The organism is Acinetobacter sp. GG2 (assembly GCF_000292385.1).
Classification (GTDB): Bacteria; Pseudomonadota; Gammaproteobacteria; order Pseudomonadales; family Moraxellaceae; genus Acinetobacter; species Acinetobacter seifertii.
Map to the genome: position 1 here is coordinate 157,581 of NZ_ALOW01000039.1, position 19,391 is coordinate 176,971.

At 35.4% G+C, this 19,391-nt stretch carries 15 protein-coding genes and 1 pseudogene; 6 read left to right on the forward strand and 10 right to left on the reverse strand.

From position 1 onward, the window contains the following. Positions 1-28: 28 nt before the first annotated feature. Complete coding sequence (gene gigD / locus B554_RS0115345) at positions 29-478, reverse strand: Lrp/AsnC family transcriptional regulator GigD (protein WP_004701228.1); 450 nt, start codon at positions 476-478, stop codon at positions 29-31. A 146-nt stretch (positions 479-624) separates the two neighbouring features. Here gigD and kynU point away from each other — a divergent pair, with 146 nt between their 5' ends. The 4 genes from kynU (at position 625) to B554_RS19190 (ending at position 4,968) form a co-directional block, all read left to right on the forward strand. Then, positions 625-1,875 (forward strand): kynureninase, encoded by a 1,251-nt coding sequence (gene kynU / locus B554_RS0115350; RefSeq protein WP_019458745.1) that lies wholly within the window; start codon positions 625-627, stop codon positions 1,873-1,875. A 40-nt stretch (positions 1,876-1,915) separates the two neighbouring features. Then, entirely contained in the window at positions 1,916-3,322 is a 1,407-nt protein-coding gene (locus tag B554_RS0115355; RefSeq protein WP_019458746.1) for an amino acid permease, read from the forward strand. A gap of 7 nt (positions 3,323-3,329) precedes the next feature. Next, positions 3,330-4,076: an alpha/beta hydrolase gene (locus tag B554_RS0115360; protein WP_019458747.1), complete on the forward strand. Its 747-nt coding sequence runs from the start codon at positions 3,330-3,332 to the stop codon at positions 4,074-4,076. A 775-nt stretch (positions 4,077-4,851) separates the two neighbouring features. Next, complete coding sequence (locus B554_RS19190) at positions 4,852-4,968, forward strand: hypothetical protein (protein ID WP_081400414.1); 117 nt, start codon at positions 4,852-4,854, stop codon at positions 4,966-4,968. A gap of 25 nt (positions 4,969-4,993) precedes the next feature. On the opposite strand, the pseudogene B554_RS0115365 reads toward B554_RS19190, so the two are convergent. Further along, positions 4,994-5,556 (reverse strand): annotated as a pseudogene (locus B554_RS0115365) (STAS domain-containing protein); the annotation flags it as partial. Between the two features lie 368 nt (positions 5,557-5,924). Between B554_RS0115365 and B554_RS0115370 the strand changes: the two are divergent. Next, positions 5,925-7,367 (forward strand): glucose/sorbosone family PQQ-dependent dehydrogenase, encoded by a 1,443-nt coding sequence (locus B554_RS0115370; protein ID WP_019458749.1) that lies wholly within the window; start codon positions 5,925-5,927, stop codon positions 7,365-7,367. A 55-nt stretch (positions 7,368-7,422) separates the two neighbouring features. Here the strand turns inward: B554_RS0115370 and B554_RS0115375 are convergent, their stop codons facing one another. The 4 genes from B554_RS0115375 to B554_RS0115390 form a co-directional block, all read right to left on the reverse strand. After that, positions 7,423-7,866, reverse strand: coding sequence for a universal stress protein (locus B554_RS0115375; protein ID WP_002050707.1), 444 nt, complete (start codon positions 7,864-7,866; stop codon positions 7,423-7,425). A 145-nt stretch (positions 7,867-8,011) separates the two neighbouring features. Then, positions 8,012-10,105, reverse strand: a complete 2,094-nt coding sequence (locus B554_RS0115380; RefSeq protein ID WP_019458750.1) for an EAL domain-containing protein — start codon at positions 10,103-10,105, stop codon at positions 8,012-8,014. A 611-nt stretch (positions 10,106-10,716) separates the two neighbouring features. Beyond that, positions 10,717-10,932: a hypothetical protein gene (locus tag B554_RS0115385; RefSeq protein WP_004701241.1), complete on the reverse strand. Its 216-nt coding sequence runs from the start codon at positions 10,930-10,932 to the stop codon at positions 10,717-10,719. Between the two features lie 179 nt (positions 10,933-11,111). After that, a complete protein-coding gene (locus B554_RS0115390) occupies positions 11,112-11,576 on the reverse strand; it encodes a MarR family winged helix-turn-helix transcriptional regulator (protein ID WP_002050629.1) in 465 nt (154 codons plus the stop codon). Positions 11,577-12,193: 617 nt separating this feature from the next. Between B554_RS0115390 and B554_RS0115395 the strand changes: the two genes are divergently transcribed. Next, a complete protein-coding gene (locus B554_RS0115395; RefSeq protein WP_019458751.1) occupies positions 12,194-12,712 on the forward strand; it encodes a hypothetical protein in 519 nt (172 codons plus the stop codon). Positions 12,713-12,763: 51 nt separating this feature from the next. On the opposite strand, the gene B554_RS0115400 is transcribed toward B554_RS0115395, so the two are convergent. From B554_RS0115400 to B554_RS0115415, 4 genes are all read right to left on the reverse strand, one after another. Next, positions 12,764-14,482, reverse strand: coding sequence for a fructose-specific PTS transporter subunit EIIC (locus B554_RS0115400; RefSeq protein ID WP_019458752.1), 1,719 nt, complete (start codon positions 14,480-14,482; stop codon positions 12,764-12,766). Then, positions 14,469-15,416, reverse strand: coding sequence for a 1-phosphofructokinase (pfkB, locus tag B554_RS0115405; RefSeq protein ID WP_019458753.1), 948 nt, complete (start codon positions 15,414-15,416; stop codon positions 14,469-14,471). Before pfkB ends, B554_RS0115400 begins: the two co-directional genes overlap by 14 nt. 14 nt (positions 15,417-15,430) lie before the next feature. Then, a complete protein-coding gene (gene ptsP, locus B554_RS0115410; protein WP_019458754.1) occupies positions 15,431-18,292 on the reverse strand; it encodes a phosphoenolpyruvate--protein phosphotransferase in 2,862 nt (953 codons plus the stop codon). Between the two features lie 223 nt (positions 18,293-18,515). Continuing rightward, positions 18,516-19,376, reverse strand: coding sequence for an alpha/beta fold hydrolase (locus tag B554_RS0115415; protein WP_019458755.1), 861 nt, complete (start codon positions 19,374-19,376; stop codon positions 18,516-18,518). Between the last annotated feature and the right edge of the window lie 15 nt (positions 19,377-19,391).

Here is a 19,391-nt window from a genome sequence, read left to right on the forward strand (position 1 = left end):
AAATATAATTTTAATTTAACCATATAGTCTACAGTGGCTTTTGTATAATTTTCTGTAAGATAATCTTAGAATTAATGCTTACCACTCCTTTAATTTTATTGAGTGTATTAATAACAAAGTGAGAAAAAGAATCTAGATCTTTAGTGGCGACATGCAGGACATAATTAGATTCGCCTGTAATGATATAAGCATTAATAACTTCATCAAAATTCTTGATCTGGCTTAAAAAAAACTGGTGATCATTTTCAGTGAGTTGAGCAAGTTTAATTTCAACTATGGCCTCAATTTTTATACCTAATTTTTCGTAGTTAACTTTTGCTTGATATTTTTCAATGATCCCGTTGGTTTCTAAAATCTTGACACGTCGGTGACAAGCAGATGCTGAGAGATTGACTAGATCAGCAAGTTCTTGGTTACTTAAGCGGGCATTATCTTGTAAATATTTCAAAATTTTTAGATCGATTGCATCGACATTCATTTTCGAATTCCATCCATATTTTTTAATTTTAATTAGAATTTTATACGAAATTAGTCATTTTTTATCAAATATTATCGAATAAATCGCAAGAATTGGCGTGATAAAATTCAAATACAAAGGAAATGTTGAAATAGGTGCAATACCAAATGATTACTCGTGAACAGTGTCTATATTGGGATCAGGAAGATGAGCTCAAAAAATTTAAAGATGAATTTGCATTGCCAGAAGGAGTCATTTATTTAGATGGTAACTCTTTAGGTGCTAGACCAAAGAAATCTTTGGCTGTCGCCCAGCACATTATTTCCCAAGAATGGGGAGAAGATTTGATCAATAGCTGGAATAAGGCTGATTGGTGGGGATTACCAACAAGATTGGGTGACAAAGTCGCTAAACTGATTGGTGCGGAACAAGGTGAAGTTGTTATTTCAGATTCAACTACACTGAACTTATTTAAAGTTTTATCAGCAGCGGTAAAAATTCAGGCTGAAAAAAATCCTGAACGTAAAATCATCGTTGCGGAGAAAGATGCTTTTCCAACAGATATTTATATTATTGAAGGTTTCATTGATTTAATTCAAAAGGGCTATCAAGTTGAATTGATTGATGGCGTAGAAGACTTAGCTCGAGCGTTAGAGAAAGATGTTGCTGTAGTGGTACTTTCTCACGTGAATTACCGTACTGGGTATTTCTACGATATGCCATCTATTAATGAGCAGATTCACTCTAAAGAAGCTTTGGTGATTTGGGATTTATGTCACTCCGTTGGTGCTGTTCCAATGGACCTAAACCAAAGCGGCAGTGATTTTGCGATTGGTTGTACCTACAAATATTTAAATGGTGGTCCTGGTTCTCCAGCAATGTTGTGGGTCAATGAAAAGCACCGTGATCAGTTTTGGCAACCTTTATCTGGCTGGTGGAGTCACAAGAAACCATTTGATATGGCACAGCATTATGAGCCTGCTAATAGCATTCGTCGCTATTTATGTGGAACACAGCCCATTATCTCTATGAGTCTTATTGAATGCGGCGTAGATATTTTCCTACATGCCGATATGCAAAAAATCCGTGAGAAATCTCTGAAATTAACTGATTTATTCATTCAACTGGTACAGCAAGAATGCTCTGAATTTGGTTTTGAGTTAATTACGCCTTTAGAACATAAATATCGTGGTAGTCACGTTAGTTATCGCCATGAATTCGGTTATGAAATTATTCAAGCGCTTATTGCACGTGGTGTGATTGGTGATTATAGGGAACCTGCGGTGTTGAGATTTGGTGTTACACCTTTGTACTTAGGATTTGAAGATATTTGGAATGCAGTACAGCACTTAAAAGAAACTATGTTGAATAGTGAATGGAAAAACAAGCGCTATTTAGTTCGCGGTGAAGTGACCTGATTTTAAGGAATCAAAATAAAACAAATGGCTAGGAGGGCTTATGAGTAGTTTTGATGAAATACAAAATAGAGAAGCTGGGCTGAATAAAAAGTTATCTGCAAAACAGATGGGTATGATTGCCATTGGTGGAGCAATTGGAACCGGATTGTTTATGGGAAGCAAATTTGCAATTAGCTTTGCAGGTCCTGCAGTCATTGTCAGCTATGCGATTGGTGGTTTAATTGCATTTGCACTTATGGCTTGCTTGGCTGAAATGACGGTTCAGCATCCTACTTCTGGCTCATTTGGGGCGTATGCAGAACATTATATGAGTCCACTTGCTGGCTTTTTAGTTCGCTACTGTTATTGGGCTTGTATTGTACTGGCTGTAGGTACCGAGATTACCGCTGTAGCTGACTATATGAAGCTTTGGTTCCCCAATGTAGGCTCTTGGGTCTGGATTGGTTTTTTTTCACTAACTTTACTTGTTGTAAATGCCTATAGTGTTAAAGCCTTCGGACTAGTTGAGTACTGGTTTTCCACAATCAAAGTTTTTGCCATTATCGTGTTTATTCTTTTGGCTATTGGTATCTTGACTCAAAGCAATCAGGGAATGAAGCAAGTTGTGACTAATTTGTCAGGGCATGGAGGCTTTTTCCCCAATGGCTTTAGTGGGGTATGGATTGGTGTCATTATTTCAATATTTAGTTATTTAAGTATAGAAATGATCGCCGTCGCAGCTGGTGAAGCAAAAGACCCTGAAAAAGCAGTAAAAAAGGCATTTAAAAGCACAGCACTCCGACTCATTTTATTCTATTTATTGTCCTTATTTCTCATCGTTACTTTGGTGCCATGGACGGTTTTGATTGGAGCGGATGCAACAAGTCCTTTTGTTATGGTCATGAGGATTGTTGGTATTCCATATGCCGATAGCATTTTAAATTTTATTGTAATTGTAGCTGCCTTATCTGCAATGAATAGCATGCTTTATATTTCAACTCGTATGTTGTTTAGCTTATCCCGTGCAGGTGATGCACCAAAAGTTTTTGGCCGAATCAGTAGCAACGGTGTACCGGTAAATGCACTGTTGTTATCAGCGGTGGGGATTGGTATTGCTAGTATTGTTTATACGATTAATCCGGCTTCTGCGTTTCCAATCATGATTGCGCTATCGATGTTTGGTGCATTGTTCACGTGGGGCAGCATCTTTGTAACACATATGTTTTTTAGAAAGCATATGGCTCAGCAAAGCATCGAGCTGAAATTTAAAATTCCTGCTAGTCGATTCATCTCACTATTTGGTTTTATTGCGATTTTGAGTATTACAGTAACTACTTGGTTTACCAATGAGTTTAAGTCTACTTTACAGTTTGGCGTACCTTTGGTGCTTGTTCTGATATTTTGCTTCTACTTAAAACGTTCAACCTTAAAAGTAAGTCTTAAGTCTACTGAAGAGACATTGAAGTAATCGCGATATGAGACAATATGACAATGCTACAACGGTAGCAAATGAAGGTGAAATATTAGCAAGCTTTCAATATAGAAGCTTGCTAAGTTATCAGGCCTATCATCACGTAAAAGATATTAAGTATGGTTCACAGAACCGATCAACGATGGATTTTTTCCCTTTAGAACATGCCAATAAAACCGTGATTTTTATACATGGAGGATATTGGCAGTGGTGTGATAAATCGGACTTTGCCTTTATAGCACCGTATATTTTGGCAAAAGGAGCGCAGTGTGTACTTGTAGAATATGACTTGGCTCCTCAAAGCCATATTTCGCAAATTGTGGCTCAGACTCAAAAAGCCCTAGATTTTATTGCACAGCAGAATTGGAAAACGGATGAGGTTTTATTAGTGGGCCATTCAGCAGGGGCGCATCTCGGAGCATTATGTTTAAGCCACCCTTTGTTATCTGAGGTGGCTTTATTAAGTGGAATATATGATTTAGCACCTATACAAGCGACTCATTTAAACCATGCATTAAAGTTATCACAAGACGATATTTTAAAATATAGCCCTATTCATCGGGAAGAGAATGTTGATATTCCTTGTACGCTTTTGTGTGGAGAGTTGGAGCTAAGTGAGTTGAAATGGCAAAGCCAAAACTATTTTGATCATAAGTGCAAACAAAATCAGAATCTTATGTCATTAGATATTATTTCAGAAGTTAATCATTATTCTATTTTAGATTATTACTTTAAGTATATATTTAAATAAAATCGAAAATGCGAAATAGAAAACTTTGGGAATTAAATTAGATAAATTATAGATTTTAAAAATCAAAAACTTATCCTTGTTTTATAAAAGGGAGTGCTACCATCTCAATTGTTAACTTAAGTGTATAGACGAGTTTAAATGATTGTTAGACCTTATATGGTAAATCAATTACTTCAACCTAAAGTTAGATTATATATATTTATTTAACTTTTAATAATATATATTCATTGTTTATTATGTGTGGTTTGAACTGTAAACTTTGTCACATTTAATTAACTTTTTTATTGATATATATGCTTTAGAGTTGACCTAAACTAATATCTCGATTAGATTAAAAAGATAGTGTTTTCTCTCTACGCGACAAATTGTTTAGCTGTTGCTTAGATGAGTTTTATAGTCCGTAGCTTCCCAAGATGCGGACTTTTTTATTTTTAAACTTTGCTATTGAAAGATATTTTAGTACATAAAAGCATCAAATTTGTTCATATTTATAGTAATAAGTCACTAAATTTATCAAAGAGGTATTGAAAATACATCTTTAAGCGATTATAGTAGTTCAAGCATATACTGCGTCTGTAAAGTTATTTATTTTTTTAATACCCTCATATTTTTTAATATGGGGGTATTTTTTATTAAGAACTAAATCAATAATTAATATATTTATACATTTCTGATACGAAAAATTTGTAGTTGAATAAATTGTAAAATTCTTATGGTTGATAATTTGATTGAATTTTTAAATAATTTTTAAAAGTTTGGTTTTTTCTATGATTTTATGGATATTTTGAAGTTTCTAAAAAGTTTTAATACAGTTGGTACTTATTTGACTGTTATGCTTATTGTTTTAATAAGTATGCTTTTATATTTTTATATAATTGCTCCTCAAACGTAAAAAGAAAGGTCCCGAAGGACCTTCTTTAAATTTTTGCATGAGTACCATATTTATCTATCATGATTGAGCTGTCTTCATTTAGACCGCGAACAGTTACTTTAATATTGTTCTTTTGAAATTTATTTACTACAGAATCTAGCATAGCAACTGAAGTCACATCCCAAATATGAGAATGGGTAAGGTCAATAATGGCTTCTTTAATATCTTCTTTAAAGTTAAAGCTTTGCATAAGTTTTTCAGATGAACTAAAAAATATTTGACCACTTAACTTATACAGACGAGCTTCACCTTCTAAGGAGGTTTCTATACGAATATCATTTTCAAGTTTATTTGCTAAGAAAAGTGCTGAAAGTAATACGCCCGTCAATACGCCTAACGCTAAGTTATGAGTGGCAACTACCACGATAACTGTAGCAATCATAACAACATTACTGCTTTTAGGATTGTTTTGAAATTGTGTTAGTGAACTCCACAGCAGAAAGTAGATAAACGTGTGCGGCCACCCGGTTTTACATTAATCATTGATTGACCAATCATGGCACAACCGGCCATACCACCCAAAACCTGAAGCAATATAGCAATCCCTTCACACGTAACTACACGACATCACTAAACAGTGATGAGTTATTTACAAGAAATAAGAGGATGTAAACTTAAGGTGGCGTAAGAATCATGGATATTGAGTTTGAAGCATTTAAAAGTGTTTGAGGAATAGCATAAGATCTAAAAATTAATAAAAGAGATAAGAATAAATTTAAGTTGTTTAACTTAAAAGAAGTTTATAAAGATGTTGAGCTCTTTTTAATAGCTACTTTTATGCAACAGAGCCTTTCATAAATTTGGATTTTAATAAATGTGCTATTCATCATAATACAAATCATATAGAGAGCATGTACCAAACTTTTGCTAAAAGTTTAAAAATTCTCGTAAATTTTGAAAATTTATAAGGTGGACATATGAATAAACATTTATTGACTAAAATTGCTTTAATGGGTGCTGCCCAGATATTTGCATTCAATACAGCATTTGCTGATATTCCTCTTACCCCTGCACAATTTGCTAAAGCAAAAACAGAAAATTTTGATAAAAAAGTTATTTTGTCTAACTTAAATAAACCGCATGCTTTGTTATGGGGGCCAGACAATCAGATTTGGTTAACTGAACGAGCAACGGGAAAGATTATAAGAGTCAATCCTGAGTCTGGTAGTGCAAAAACAGTGTTTCAGGTTCCTGAAATTGTGAATGATGCAGATGGACAAAATGGTTTATTAGGCTTTGCCTTTCATCCTGATTTTAAATATAACCCTTATATCTATATTTCGGGTACTTTTAAAAATCCAAAATCTACAGATAAAGAACTACCAAACCAAACGATTATCCGTAGGTATACCTATAATAAAATAACAGATACATTTGAAAAACCTGTCGATTTGATTGCAGGCTTACCATCATCGAAAGACCATCAGTCTGGCCGTCTTGTTATTGGTCCAGATCAAAAAATATACTATACAATTGGTGACCAAGGTCGTAACCAGTTGGCTTATTTGTTTTTACCAAATCAGGCGCAGCATACCCCAACTCAGCAAGAGCTGAATAGCAAAGACTACCATACCTATATGGGCAAGGTATTACGCTTAAATCTGGATGGAAGTATTCCTAAAGATAACCCAAGCTTTAATGGGGTAGTTAGTCATATCTATACTTTAGGGCATCGTAATCCACAAGGTTTGGCATTTGCTCCAAACGGAAAGCTTTTACAGTCTGAGCAAGGCCCAAATTCTGATGATGAAATTAATCTCATTTTAAAAGGTGGGAACTATGGTTGGCCAAATGTAGCTGGTTATAAAGACGATAGTGGCTATGCCTATGCCAACTATTCGGCTGCGACTAATAAATCACAAATTAAAGATTTGGGTCAAAATGGAGTAAAAGTAGCCGAAGGCGTTCCAGTGACTAAAGAGTCTGAATGGACTGGGAAAAACTTTGTAGCACCTTTAAAAACGTTATATACCGTACAAGATACCTATAACTACAATGATCCAACTTGTGGTGATATGACTTATGTCTGCTGGCCAACGGTTGCACCGTCATCGGCATATGTATATACGGGAGGCAAAAAAGCGATTCCGGGATGGGAAAATACATTATTGGTACCATCTTTAAAACGTGGGGTAATTTTCCGTATTAAGCTAGATCCGACATATAGTGCGACTTTGGATGATGCTATCCCGATGTTTAAAAGCAATAACCGCTATCGTGACGTGATTGCAAGTCCAGAGGGCAATGTTTTATATGTACTGACCGATACAGCGGGGAATGTGCAAAAAGACGATGGTTCTGTAACGCATACTTTAGAGAATCCTGGTTCTCTTATTAAATTTACGTATAACGGAAAGTAGTTTATGTAAAAAACCCAGCTCTATAGCTGGGTTTTTTATACAAGTTTAGATTTATTTATTCAGTTACGACTAATACTGGTACATGGATTTCTCCTAACAGTGCTTGAGTCACACTTCCTAAGAAGAACTTTTTAAAACCTTTTCGCCCATGAGAACCAATCACTAATAAATCAGCTTTTAGCTCAGTTGCTGCTTTGATAATTTCTGTGTGAATTGTTTGACCTTCAACAATCTTTGTTTCAACAGAGATTCCGTGTTGACTAAATTGCTCTTTAGCTTGATCTAAAATGCCCTGAATCGAAGCTCTCGCTTTATTAAAGTAATCTTGCGCGATTTCTGTACTATCGATGATTTCAACTGAAATAAAAGGATCAATAGTGAGCGCATATACTAAAGTGACTTTACTGTTAAATGCTTTTGCAAGACTTGCAGCATGATTAACCGCAATAAGTGAAGTAGGAGAACCATCGACTGGAACTAAAATATGGTGATAACTCATATATTGCTCCTTATTGCCTTGTGACAATATTTATTGTTGAAGAACTAAAAATTAGTTATCGTTATGATTATATTATCGCCAATTTTATGGTTTTTATTGTGTGTTTTTAGTGTGTAAAGCGAGCGACTTCTTTTGAATATTCAGACTAATTCATAGAATAGTGGCTTTCTATATAAGCCTGACCTTGTTTTAGAATAGATATAACCTGATTTGCATCAATAGCTTGTTCAAATAAGAAACCTTGTCCAATGTTATATCCGAACTGGAGCAGTAACTCTTGTTGTTCTGGTGTTTCAATACCTTCTGCTATTAGCCTGAGGGAAAGATTAGGTGCAAGTAAGCCAATTGCTTGGACGATTGCATAAATTGATGGGTCATGTTGCATCTTTTGTATAAAGCTACAATCGACTTTTAGGCAATCAATTGGATAGTCTCGTATATGCGTTAGAGAAGAAGATCCTGTTCCGAAATCATCTAATGCAATGCGTACCCCATGTTGCTTTAGTTTATTGAGTGCACGAATAACATATTCAGAACCACGATCACCAAGCATATGCTCAGTAACTTCTATTTCAATTAAATGCGTAGGAACTTCAAACTGATAAATCTTTTTTAATAGGCGTTCAGCGTAATTGTCTCTTAAAAATTCAACTGGTGCGGCATTTAGAGATACAGGAAGTGGCTGAAAACCTAATTTTATCCATTTAGCCATATCATGCAAAACTTGATGCTGCATAATTTCACCGATCTTACTGGCTAAATCATAGTCTTTAAAAGCTTCAGCAATTTGTGAAGGCAAACCTGTTTGAGCTGATGTTGTGTGCCAACGTAATAATGCTTCAAATCCTAGGACAGCATGAGTTTTTAAATCAACTTTAGGTTGATAGTAAGGTTGGATGGTATGGTGACGAATAAGCTGCCTAGCAATGTTAAGCTGAGATGCGATTGCTTCGGTTAATTGCATCATACTGGGGTTATACATACGTATACCACCACGACCTCGAGCTTTTAAGTCATGTAATGCCATATCTGCACAGCTTAATAAACTCGACTGATCAACAGCATCTTGCGGGTAAATGGCACAGCCGATACTCATTCCGCCGTTGAGCACATTGCCAGCATATGTAATAGGGTGATTGAGTTGTTGGAGTAATACTTCAGCGATACCTTGAATATCATCTTCATCTTTTAAATGACTAATAATGACCGCAAATTCGTCTCCACCTAATCTAGCAACAATACATCTTTCATGATCTACGCACTGATTAAAACGTTTCGATAGAATTTTTAGCAAGTGATCACCAGCACTATGACCTATAGTGTCATTAATGTGCTTGAAATGATCTAAATCAATTAAAAGTAACCCTACGCTGGTTTGAGTTTCTCTTGAGTAAGTTAATGTACGTTTTAGTTGTAGTTTAAATGAACGTCTATTAAATAATCCGGTAAGTTCATCTCGCTCACTAATGTCTCTAAGACGATTCTCAGTAAGATATTGCTGAGTAACGTTCCGAGAAACACACAATATTTGAATAATTTCGCCGTTTGTATGTTGAATTGGGGTAAGTATATTGTCCCAATGTTCAGGATCCTGATTGGGTAAAGAACTCATGCCAGCGAATCGAGCTACTTTACCTTGCAAGGCTTTTTTTAAAGCAACTCTTCCACGTTTACGTATATGAGGTGGTAAAAGGTCTAACCATGGCATTCCAAATTTTTTTTCATTTTCAGGCACGCCTAGAGCAACGCATCCTGATTTATTCATATGAGAGACTGTGCCATCTGTATTTAAAACTTTAATACAATCGACACTGATATCAAGCATTTGATTTTGTATATCAATATCTTTACGTAAGTTTTGTTGTTCTTGAATGTCTTGATCAATATCTAAAAAACTAATAAACCATTCATTTTCAGGCAAAGATTCATGATATTTTGACAATTGAATTGAAAGCTTACACCATCGATAGTGATGGCTTTTATGTAAAAGACGACATTTAAATTCAATTCTTGATTGGAGTCTTATAGCATCTAACCATTTGTTTTTAACTTCTTCTAAATCGGCAGGGTACACGAAATCTAGCCATTGTTGAGATAATGGGGGAGAAGTATCGTGCCAGTATTTTGTACACTCCGTATTGCAATATAAAATTAAGCCTTTTTCATCACTAACCCATGTCGGTAGAGGAATCTGCTCAACAATAAAATGCTTTTGGGTAGTGTTCGACATTGAAGTCATAACATGCCTAAAAATTGCTGAAGAATTAAACTATTTATAAACTGTATTGTAATAGTTGTGTCGTCAGCACAAAAGCTATAAAAACTGGACATTTGGTGTTTTTTTTGAGCTTAAATAAATATTTTTCTAAAATATAATTGTAATTACTCATGTATGCGTATGTTATTTATTAATTTTTAATTCTATTTAGGTTGCTAAAAATAGAGTTTTAACTTTAAAAAATTATGCTTATTTTTGTAAAAAAATTGTTATAAACAGTTGTTTATATATTAGAAAAAAGAAGAGATTATGGAGATATATAAATGAGATAAAATATTTTTTAAGGCACAAGTTAGTTTAAATTCACTATTTTACTTAGAAAAATTTATATAAAAAATTAATTTAAATTATTAAGCACAAATACAATAAATACTATTAAGTTTACAAAAGTAATATAAAATAAGGCCTTATATTATAGTAAAATTCATTCTGTCGAAAAGGATATATACATCCTTTTTGTGCATTTTATAGCCTACATTTTCCCCAAGATGTAGGTTTTTTTTATGCCATAATTTTTATTATCTTACTGTTTATTAACTTTTAAATTATATAAAAAAAGCCGTGATGGCTTTTTATACGGTTTCTGGTTTTTTCAATTGTTGTTGAATATAAAGGTTCATATAATACTGCTCTATATAGTCATCAGCATAATTGTTAGCTAAAGTTTTTGTAGCTACCTGTTCATGCTTATTATAACAATTAGTTTCTAAATCTTTCTCAAGTACCCACCATTGACGGTTAATACGACGTACCTGAAACTTATCACTTTTATATTTTCTTTTAGCCATTTTTCCAAAAATTACGATGTAGATAATAGAAAAGAGTTTCTACTGGAGTTGAAAGAACAAGTCAACACGCATAGTGTTTAATTGACTACTTTATGAAATTTAAGTTTCGAGTCATAGTCAGTAAATGTAAAAAAGCCCTCATAAGAGGGCTTTAAAATTCAGTAAGTTATAGAAAGTAATTAACGAGATAGATTCTTTAAAAGCATTTTTAAGCTTTCCATCATTTTTTCTAACTGTAAAGGGGTTATGCCTTCAAAAGATTGCTCAAGTACGACGCTGGTCAGGTCATTAATTTTATTTATCATTTCAGTGCCACGTTCAGTAAGATATACACGTGTAATACGTCCATCAGTTTGGCAAGAATATGTTTCAACTAAACCTTCGTCTTTTAAGCGATAAACAATTTTGGTTGTAGTCGACATCTTTGAGATGATCATGTCAGATAACTCAGAAACGCTAGCATGTGGTTTGCTACTGAGTGCAAGCATAATCCGTCGACGAGAATTATCTAGGCCATATTTTTTGAGGGCATTGTCAATATTCTGAACATATTGAGCATGGACCTGAGTAATCCAATAATATGGAAAATCTTCAAGAGTGAAAGATTCTGTTGTAGGTAAAAAACGCGCATACTTCTTTGTCATTGACTTTTCCCCATACCTTGGTGGATCGCATTTTATGAAACTAATCTTAATAGTTGAAAAATATAGTTTCACTAAGCAAGTTATATCAGGACTTTAGGTCGTGAGCAAAATTTATATTGTTTGATTTAACAAGGACAAACTATAAATTTTACTAATCTGATAAAACTTATTTCTTACCGTTGATTTGAACTTGGCTGCTCGCTTGTTCGTAAAATGAACGATATCTCTTTGCCAGAGAATCCTAGAAAAAAAAAATTGTTTTGAACGTGACATTTCTCTAAATATTTTTTGTCTACAAAGTCATAATCATAAAAAATAAATGCATTTAATAAAGAAATATTTAATATAATCAAGTAATTATTCTATATTTACAGCTAAAAAATTTACCAGATATTTAACATTATTCATTCACTAACTTAACTAAATAAAAAAATATCTTCATAAATATTTGATTATTAAGTAATTTAATTTTTATTGTATTTTAAAGGTTTTAACTTTTTTGATTAATTATTTTAACTTGAATATTAGATTAATTTTTTGATAATTAAGTTTTGTTTCATTGTTGTTTTTTTGTTTATTTTTGGTATAGTGCGCGTTCAAATTAGCAATGAAAATTTTTGCGTATTCATGATGAAAAAATATTAGTCAGTTCAATATTAGCTTTCACTATCGGTTTGAATGGCTGTGCGAGTATCATAACTGGCCCTTCACAGATCGTTACGTTTACGAGTGTGCCTGAATCAGCATCTATAGAGATAAAAAACAGAAAAGGTATGAAAATACATACTGGTCAAACACCTGTTACGGTTAGTTTGAAAAAGGGAGCTGGATACTTTAAGCCTGAAAAATACGAAATAACATTCAGTAAAGCTGGTTATCAAACTAAAACCGTAGAAGTGACTGGAACATTAAGTGGGTGGTATTTAGGTAACATTCTTTTTGGTGGCTTAATTGGAATTTTAATTGTCGACCCATTTACTGGCGCAATGTTTAGGCTAGCTCCTAAAGACGTAAATGCAGTTTTAGAAGCTCAAAACTTGAAAGAAGAGTCTAACCAAAAACCAACTCTTGCAGTGGTATTAGCCCAAGATCTTCCAGAAGAAATTATGGCGCGAGCAGTTCAAATTCAACATTAAAAATTAGCTAGTAATAAAAAGGGAGAATTAATATTCTCCCTTTTTATTAACTTATGAGTTTGTTAATAGTTTTTCTTCTTGGTTCCTTTTTAGGATGGCATAACTTACACCTGTTACGATGCTTCCAGCTGCAATTGCTGCTAGATATAACCAAGCATGATTAATTGCATTTGGAATTAGAAGTACAAATACACCGCCGTGTGGGGTAACGAGTTCACAGTGAAATAAAGCAACCAGTGCTCCAGTTACTGCGCCACCTAAAATACAAGTTGGAATAACACGCATTGGGTCTTTTGCTGCAAATGGGATTGCACCTTCTGAAATAAAGCATAAGCCAAGCACGAAAGCAGCTTTGCCAGCATCTTTCTCGCCTGTACTAAATTTATTTCTAGCGAGGAAGGTTGCAATTGCCATACCTATTGCAGGAACCATACCACCTGCCATAGTGGCTGCCATTGGCATATAGGTATTGGTTGTAAGTAAACCAACCGTAAAAGCATAAGCTGCTTTGTTAATTGGGCCACCTAAATCAATACACATCATACTTGCCAGAATAATTCCCATTAATATGGCATTTGTGGTGCCCATGTTATTGAGGAAATCTTTCATTAACTCAAAAATATGTGCTACAGGTTGACCAACCACATAGAACATAATGAGACCAACAAATAACGTTCCTAATAATGGAATAATTAAAATAGGTTTAAGAGACTCTAAGCTAGTTGGTAGTTTAAGTTTTTTAGCAATAAATAATGCGATATAACCAGCAAGGAAGCCAGAAACAATGCCTCCTAAAAAGCCCGCTTGTAGCTGTGCAGCTAATAATCCACCAATTAAACCAGGGGCAAGACCAGGACGGTCTGCTATGGAATATGCAATGTAACCTGATAGCATCGGTACCATCAGCATAAATGCTGCTGCACCAATCTGTTTTAATATAGCTGGTAGGCTACCAGCTTGTTCTGCTGCATTCAGGCCAAAACATAAAGAAAGTGCAATTAACAGACCGCCTGCAACAACCATAGGTAGCATATAAGAAACACCAGTTAATAAGTGTTTATATACTCCAACTTTTTCAGTTTTCTCTTTATTTTCCGTTTTAGCTTGTTGTTTACCTTGTTCTAAAACTTGTGCATTTGCAATAGCTTCGGCAAAGGCCTTGTCGGTTTGTTTTAATGCAAAACCAGTACTGCATCGATAAACACGTTTACCTACAAAACGGTCTGTGTTGACTTCAATGTCAGTGGCAAGAATAACAATATCGGCGTCCGCAATCGCTTGTGCTGATAAAATATTCTTCGCACCTACAGAACCTTGAGTTTCTACATCGATTTGATATCCAAGTCTCTCTGCACCTTGCTGTAACGCTTCGGCCGCCATAAATGTATGGGCAACTCCAGTTGGGCAAGCAGTAATTGCAACAAAGTGAGTTGCTGCATTTGAAGCCTGCTTAGGTTTTTGATCCCATTCATTCGCTGGTTTCGAGTGTTCAAGTGCAGTTAACAGTGCTTTATCTGCATCTTCTTTAATATCTTCAATAGATACTAAAGCTAAATCGCTTTGACCAAAAATATTTAAGTTTTTAGGCTCTTGCCCAATAATAATCACATGATTAAAGTCATCACTTGATTCAAATTCATCGAGTGAAATAACACTGTGTTTATAGCCATGTTGTGTTGCGACTAAAGCAAGTTTACGAGCTAAAATCAAAGCATTGACTTGCTGTTGCGGACTATTCGTGACAAATAATAAATGTTTAGCAGTTTGCATCAGATTCACTCAATGAATTGATAGTAGTTTGTGCTTTTAATTGGTCTAGAACTTCTGGATTAGGAATTCGAAAACCAATTTGTGTTACAGCATGGCTTGCAATTGCTGTCGCAGTTTTTAAAGTTTCTTCAGGAGAAAGTTGGTTTACAAGTCCGTGAATCATACCTGCTAAGAGAGAGTCACCAGCACCGACTGTACTTTTTACAATAACTTTTGGTGCTTGAGCATGTAGGGGGTGTGAGGCATGCAGCCAATTTACGCCACCTTCACCCATTGAAATAACCACATGCTCAATATTTGTTAAGCTGTCAAAAAGTTTTCTTTGTTCAGCATAGCTTGTTGCAGGACGTTGATAACTTTCTACGAGCTCATCGGTATTAGGCTTGATCATCCAAGGTTGACATGCAATTGCGGCAACCAAAGCTTTACCGCTGGTATCTAATGCAACTTTTTTATTCTGTTTTTTGATTAGTTGAATAAGTTGTTGTAACTCATCAATACTAAAACCTTGTGGTAGGCTACCAGCTATTGCAACCACTTCAACTTGGGGTAAAAGACCTTCAATCTTATTAAATAGGCTTTGTTTGTCTGTTTCAGAAACAAAGAAACCTTTGCCGTTTAAATCGGTCATCCGCCCAGAATGCTCAGCAATTTTTATATTTTGGCGTGTTTCGCCATTAATATAAATGAATTCGGGTTGAAATTGAGCTTGGGTAAAATGTGTATCGAAAATTTGTCGATTATGCTCGCCTAAAAAACCAGTTACGATTACATCGTGACCTAAGTCTTTTAATACTTGTGCAACATTAAGGCCCTTACCAGCCGCATGAATTTCTACCGACTCTTGTCGGTTCACTTCACCTACCTGTAACTCATTTAGTTGGATGGTTACATCAATTGCAGGGTTTAAAGTAACTGTTAAAATTTTAGCCATTACTATTCCCAATTTTATAAGTCTTGTTCAGAGAGCTGGCGTACAGCAGGGGCGCTATCACACAGTAAAGCTTGTTGCGCAAGTTTTTGAGCATGACTATAGCTCAGCGTACGAATTTGAGCTTTTACTAGTGGAATGCTATTTGGTGACATACTCAGTTCGTCCACGCCTAATCCCATAAGAATAGGTACAGCTTTCGGATCTGCTGCAAGCTCACCACAGATTCCGACCCATTTGCCGTGTTTGTGGGCAGCTTTAACAGTTTGATCAATCAAGTTCAGAATACTTGGGTGTAAACCATCTGCTTCAGCTGAGAGTATTGGGTGGCCTCGGTCAATCGCTAAAGTATATTGAGTCAGGTCATTTGTACCTATACTGAAAAAATCGACTTCTTGTGCAAGAATTGGTGCAAGCAAAGCAGCAGAAGGAACTTCAATCATAATGCCAACTTGTAAATTGTCACATGGATGTTGAGCCCTTACTTCATCAAGAATCGCTTTCGCAGCACGCCATTCTTCAACGCGCCCAATCATAGGGAACATAATTCGTAATGGACGATTATCCGATGCTTTTAATAAAGCAGTTAATTGCTGTCTTAAAAGCTCAGGGCGTCTTAAAGTTAAACGAATTCCCCGTAACCCTAAGAATGGGTTTTCTTCGTCAGCAATTGGTAGGTAAGGTAAAGGTTTGTCACCACCTACGTCTAATGTTCGTACAACAAGTGGGCGGCCAGCAAGTGCATCTAATACCACTCGGTAGTCAGCTTCTTGAACAGTTTCACTCGGTGCACTGCTATGAGACATGAAAACCAGCTCTGTACGAAGTAATCCAATCGCTTCTGCACCACATTCTACTGCTTGTGCTGTTGCTTGAACTTTACCTAAATTGGCAGCAATTTCGATTTGGTGTTGATCTAAAGTAATAGCAGGTTCTTGGCTATGACGTTCGGCTTCTTCACGAATTTGACGCTGTTGCTCACGCTCTTGCTTGGCTTGTTCGATTTGAACTGTATCTGGATTTAAAACAAAAGTTCCTGTGTCACCATTAATGAGTAGGGTACTTTTCTGATCAATTTCCAAGACTTGTTCACCAGCACCAACAATAGCTGGAATGCCTAAAGCACGTGCCACAATTGCACTATGAGCACTTGCACCACCTATAGCAGTTAAAATACCTGCAACGCGGTCTTTGTTAAGACGGGCCACATCGCTTGGCCCAACATCATGCATAATTAAAATATACGGCTCTTTAGGCTCTTCAATAACCACTTCACCACATAGTTGTGTTAAAACACGGTCACCAATATCACGTAAGTCTGTTGCGCGTTCAGCGAGTAAACGATCTGGTAATGCTTCCTGCGCTTTAGCCGCAGCCTCAATGTGCTCATGCCAGGCAGCTGGCGCTGATAGATTGTGGTTAATTTTTTGATAGACACCATTAATCAAATCAGGGTCATCAAGCATTTCTAAATGAGCTTGAAAGATTTGCTTAATTTCAGAAACATCGGATTTGGCAATAACTTGATGGATATTGTTTTTTACGGCATGTAATGCAATATCTAAATTTTCTTTTTCAGCTTTTACGCTTAAACCCATACGTTCATATTGATAAACCTTTGGTTTAATCACATGTACTGGTCCAAAAGCCAAACCGCTCGATGCCGCGATTCCTATGTTGTTGTTTCCTAGTGTTTTTGCGCTTGATGAAGATGGTTGTAAAGAAACCTGTTCGGATACTTGACTGGTTGTTGCTATTGCTTCGACTTCTTCGCCTAAGCCTTGCTCTACTGCAAAAATCACTTTATCTAAGGCATCTACTGCATCGGTTTCTGGTTCTGCAATAAAACGTAGAGTTTGACCGCGTTTACAACCTAAGGCTAAAAGACGAGTTAAACTTTTAGCGGAAACAAAGTTGCCATCATCTACAGCAACTTGGATGTCACCTTGAAAAGTTTTGGTCAAATTGACTAAGTGCGTAGCTGGTCGAGCATGTAAGCCATGTGCATTTGCTAATACCACTGAACGTTGAGGCCAGTCTGGAATAACATCAGCCCCAATAATTTTGGCAATTTCGTTTGGAGTTTGGGTTTTATCTAACTCTGCAACTTGTTCTGGGTTGAATAAAATATCAATTAAACGATTAAATCTTGCATTATCGAGCTGATCATTCGCTGCTATACAAACTAATGTATTTAGCTTTTTCCCATTTAATTCTAAAATGTTTGATGGTTTAGTAATACTAATAGCAGGTTGTTGAACAAATTGATTGCTAGCAATAGACCAAATTTGATCTTGTAATTGGATGGCTTGTTCTGGATTGAGTGAACTTAAGAAACCACATTTTACAAAATTATGTTTTTTTAGTGTCTGAGAAGCTGTCCAAAATAAGTCTTCGATATCTTGCGCATCAATTTCAGTTTGAATGAGATTTTCATGAAGTGCTAAAGATAGAGGCTGAGCTTGTAGTAATTCAATAATTTGTTCAGGTTTAGAAGCATTTTTTACTTGTTCACTCACATCATGCATTAATGCGCGAGTAAGAATTTGCAAAACTTGCAAATGTTCATCAGATTTTGCTGCAATAACGACAGCTAAATAGATTTTATTTTCTCCATCCCAAATTACACCTTCCGGAAAATGGGCTAAGCGAATACCTGTTTTTAAAATATATTCACGTGATTGGGGAGTACCGTGGGGAATAGCAATACCTTGGCCTAAGTAAGTCGCGCTTTGTTGTTCACGATTGATGAGTCCTGTTATATATTCAGGTGTAACTAACCCATCATTTTCTAATATATCTACTAGACACTTTAATGCATGTGTTTTATCAACAGCATGTTGATTCATATGAATATGTTGAGGCTCTAGTGCTAGCATAATTATCCTTGAACAATTTCTTTGGCTTTAGCTAAAACAGAAAAAAAGAAGCTGTATGCATTAAACAAGTATATTTACTTATTTTTGACAACAGCTTCAGATGAATTACCTTAGCAGAACTTTAAATGTATATCGACGCATTTAAGTAAAAAGTAGTTCGTTTTTAATACAAAAAAACCTCTAAGTAGGATTACTGACTTAGAGGCGAAAATAAAACCAGTGATTAATGATTAATTTCTTGTTCTAAAATAGACCAAAGTTTTTGATGTGATTTTTTGAATAACAACATATGGCCAATTGATTTATATCCTAAATCTTTTGGATTAAGTTCAATCATTTTTTTATTTGCATTTGGATATAGACTTAATAATTCTTTTACATTGCATTTGGTTGCAATCTCATCATCATCAGCCCAAATCGCAGTAATTGAACACTGAATTTCTGAATGAAAATCATGAAAAATAGTCTTACCGATGGCATTTTTGACATATCCGGGATGGCTACAAAATTCTCGCCATTGTTGAGCAACTTTTTTAGGTAGGTTTTCTCCCATACCAATGAATTGAGTTGCGCCATAGCCTTTAACGAGACTAGAAATAGGGAAGATAAGATTAAACATCACTGGCGCTAGAAACTTAGTTTTTCCTTTAAGACCTTTAATATTTCCTGTTGAACATGCAACGGCTATAACTTTTGCGACTTTATTATAATTAGGCACGACCCCAAGTAATTGTCCGCCAGCACTGTGTCCAATAAGAATAACCTGATCTGCTCCAGTTTTAATTAATAGAGCATCAATGGCAGCTGGTATATCGAATATGCCCCAATCGGTAATGCTTGCGCTACTTTGCTTTAAAGTACCATGTAGTGATTCACCAATTCCTCGGAAGTCAAAACTCAATACATCGTGGCCTTGTTGGCTTAACCATGCCGCAAAGGAGTGATAAAAGTTTTTAGTAATACCCGTTGCTGGACAAATAAGAATAGGGTGGTCAGCTTTCTTTTCTTGAGCAGGATAAAATTGTGCTGCAAGTTGATAGCCATCTTTACAGGTAATCCAAAAAGATTCAAAAGTCTTATCCATATATTTAAAGCTAAT

Excerpts from the sequence above, each read along its gene's own strand:
- gigD (WP_004701228.1), bottom strand. The coding sequence starts at position 478 with ATGAATGTCGATGCAATCGATCTAAAAATTTTGAAATATTTACAAGAT.
- kynU (WP_019458745.1), top strand. The coding sequence starts at position 625 with ATGATTACTCGTGAACAGTGTCTATATTGGGATCAGGAAGATGAGCTC.
- B554_RS0115355 (WP_019458746.1), top strand. The coding sequence starts at position 1,916 with ATGAGTAGTTTTGATGAAATACAAAATAGAGAAGCTGGGCTGAATAAA.
- B554_RS0115360 (WP_019458747.1), top strand. The coding sequence starts at position 3,330 with ATGAGACAATATGACAATGCTACAACGGTAGCAAATGAAGGTGAAATA.
- B554_RS19190 (WP_081400414.1), top strand. The coding sequence starts at position 4,852 with ATGGATATTTTGAAGTTTCTAAAAAGTTTTAATACAGTTGGTACTTAT.
- B554_RS0115370 (WP_019458749.1), top strand. The coding sequence starts at position 5,925 with ATGAATAAACATTTATTGACTAAAATTGCTTTAATGGGTGCTGCCCAG.
- B554_RS0115375 (WP_002050707.1), bottom strand. The coding sequence starts at position 7,866 with ATGAGTTATCACCATATTTTAGTTCCAGTCGATGGTTCTCCTACTTCA.
- B554_RS0115380 (WP_019458750.1), bottom strand. The coding sequence starts at position 10,105 with ATGACTTCAATGTCGAACACTACCCAAAAGCATTTTATTGTTGAGCAG.
- B554_RS0115385 (WP_004701241.1), bottom strand. The coding sequence starts at position 10,932 with ATGGCTAAAAGAAAATATAAAAGTGATAAGTTTCAGGTACGTCGTATT.
- B554_RS0115390 (WP_002050629.1), bottom strand. The coding sequence starts at position 11,576 with ATGACAAAGAAGTATGCGCGTTTTTTACCTACAACAGAATCTTTCACT.
- B554_RS0115400 (WP_019458752.1), bottom strand. The coding sequence starts at position 14,482 with ATGCAAACTGCTAAACATTTATTATTTGTCACGAATAGTCCGCAACAG.
- pfkB (WP_019458753.1), bottom strand. The coding sequence starts at position 15,416 with ATGGCTAAAATTTTAACAGTTACTTTAAACCCTGCAATTGATGTAACC.
- ptsP (WP_019458754.1), bottom strand. The coding sequence starts at position 18,292 with ATGCTAGCACTAGAGCCTCAACATATTCATATGAATCAACATGCTGTT.
- B554_RS0115415 (WP_019458755.1), bottom strand. The coding sequence starts at position 19,376 with ATGGATAAGACTTTTGAATCTTTTTGGATTACCTGTAAAGATGGCTAT.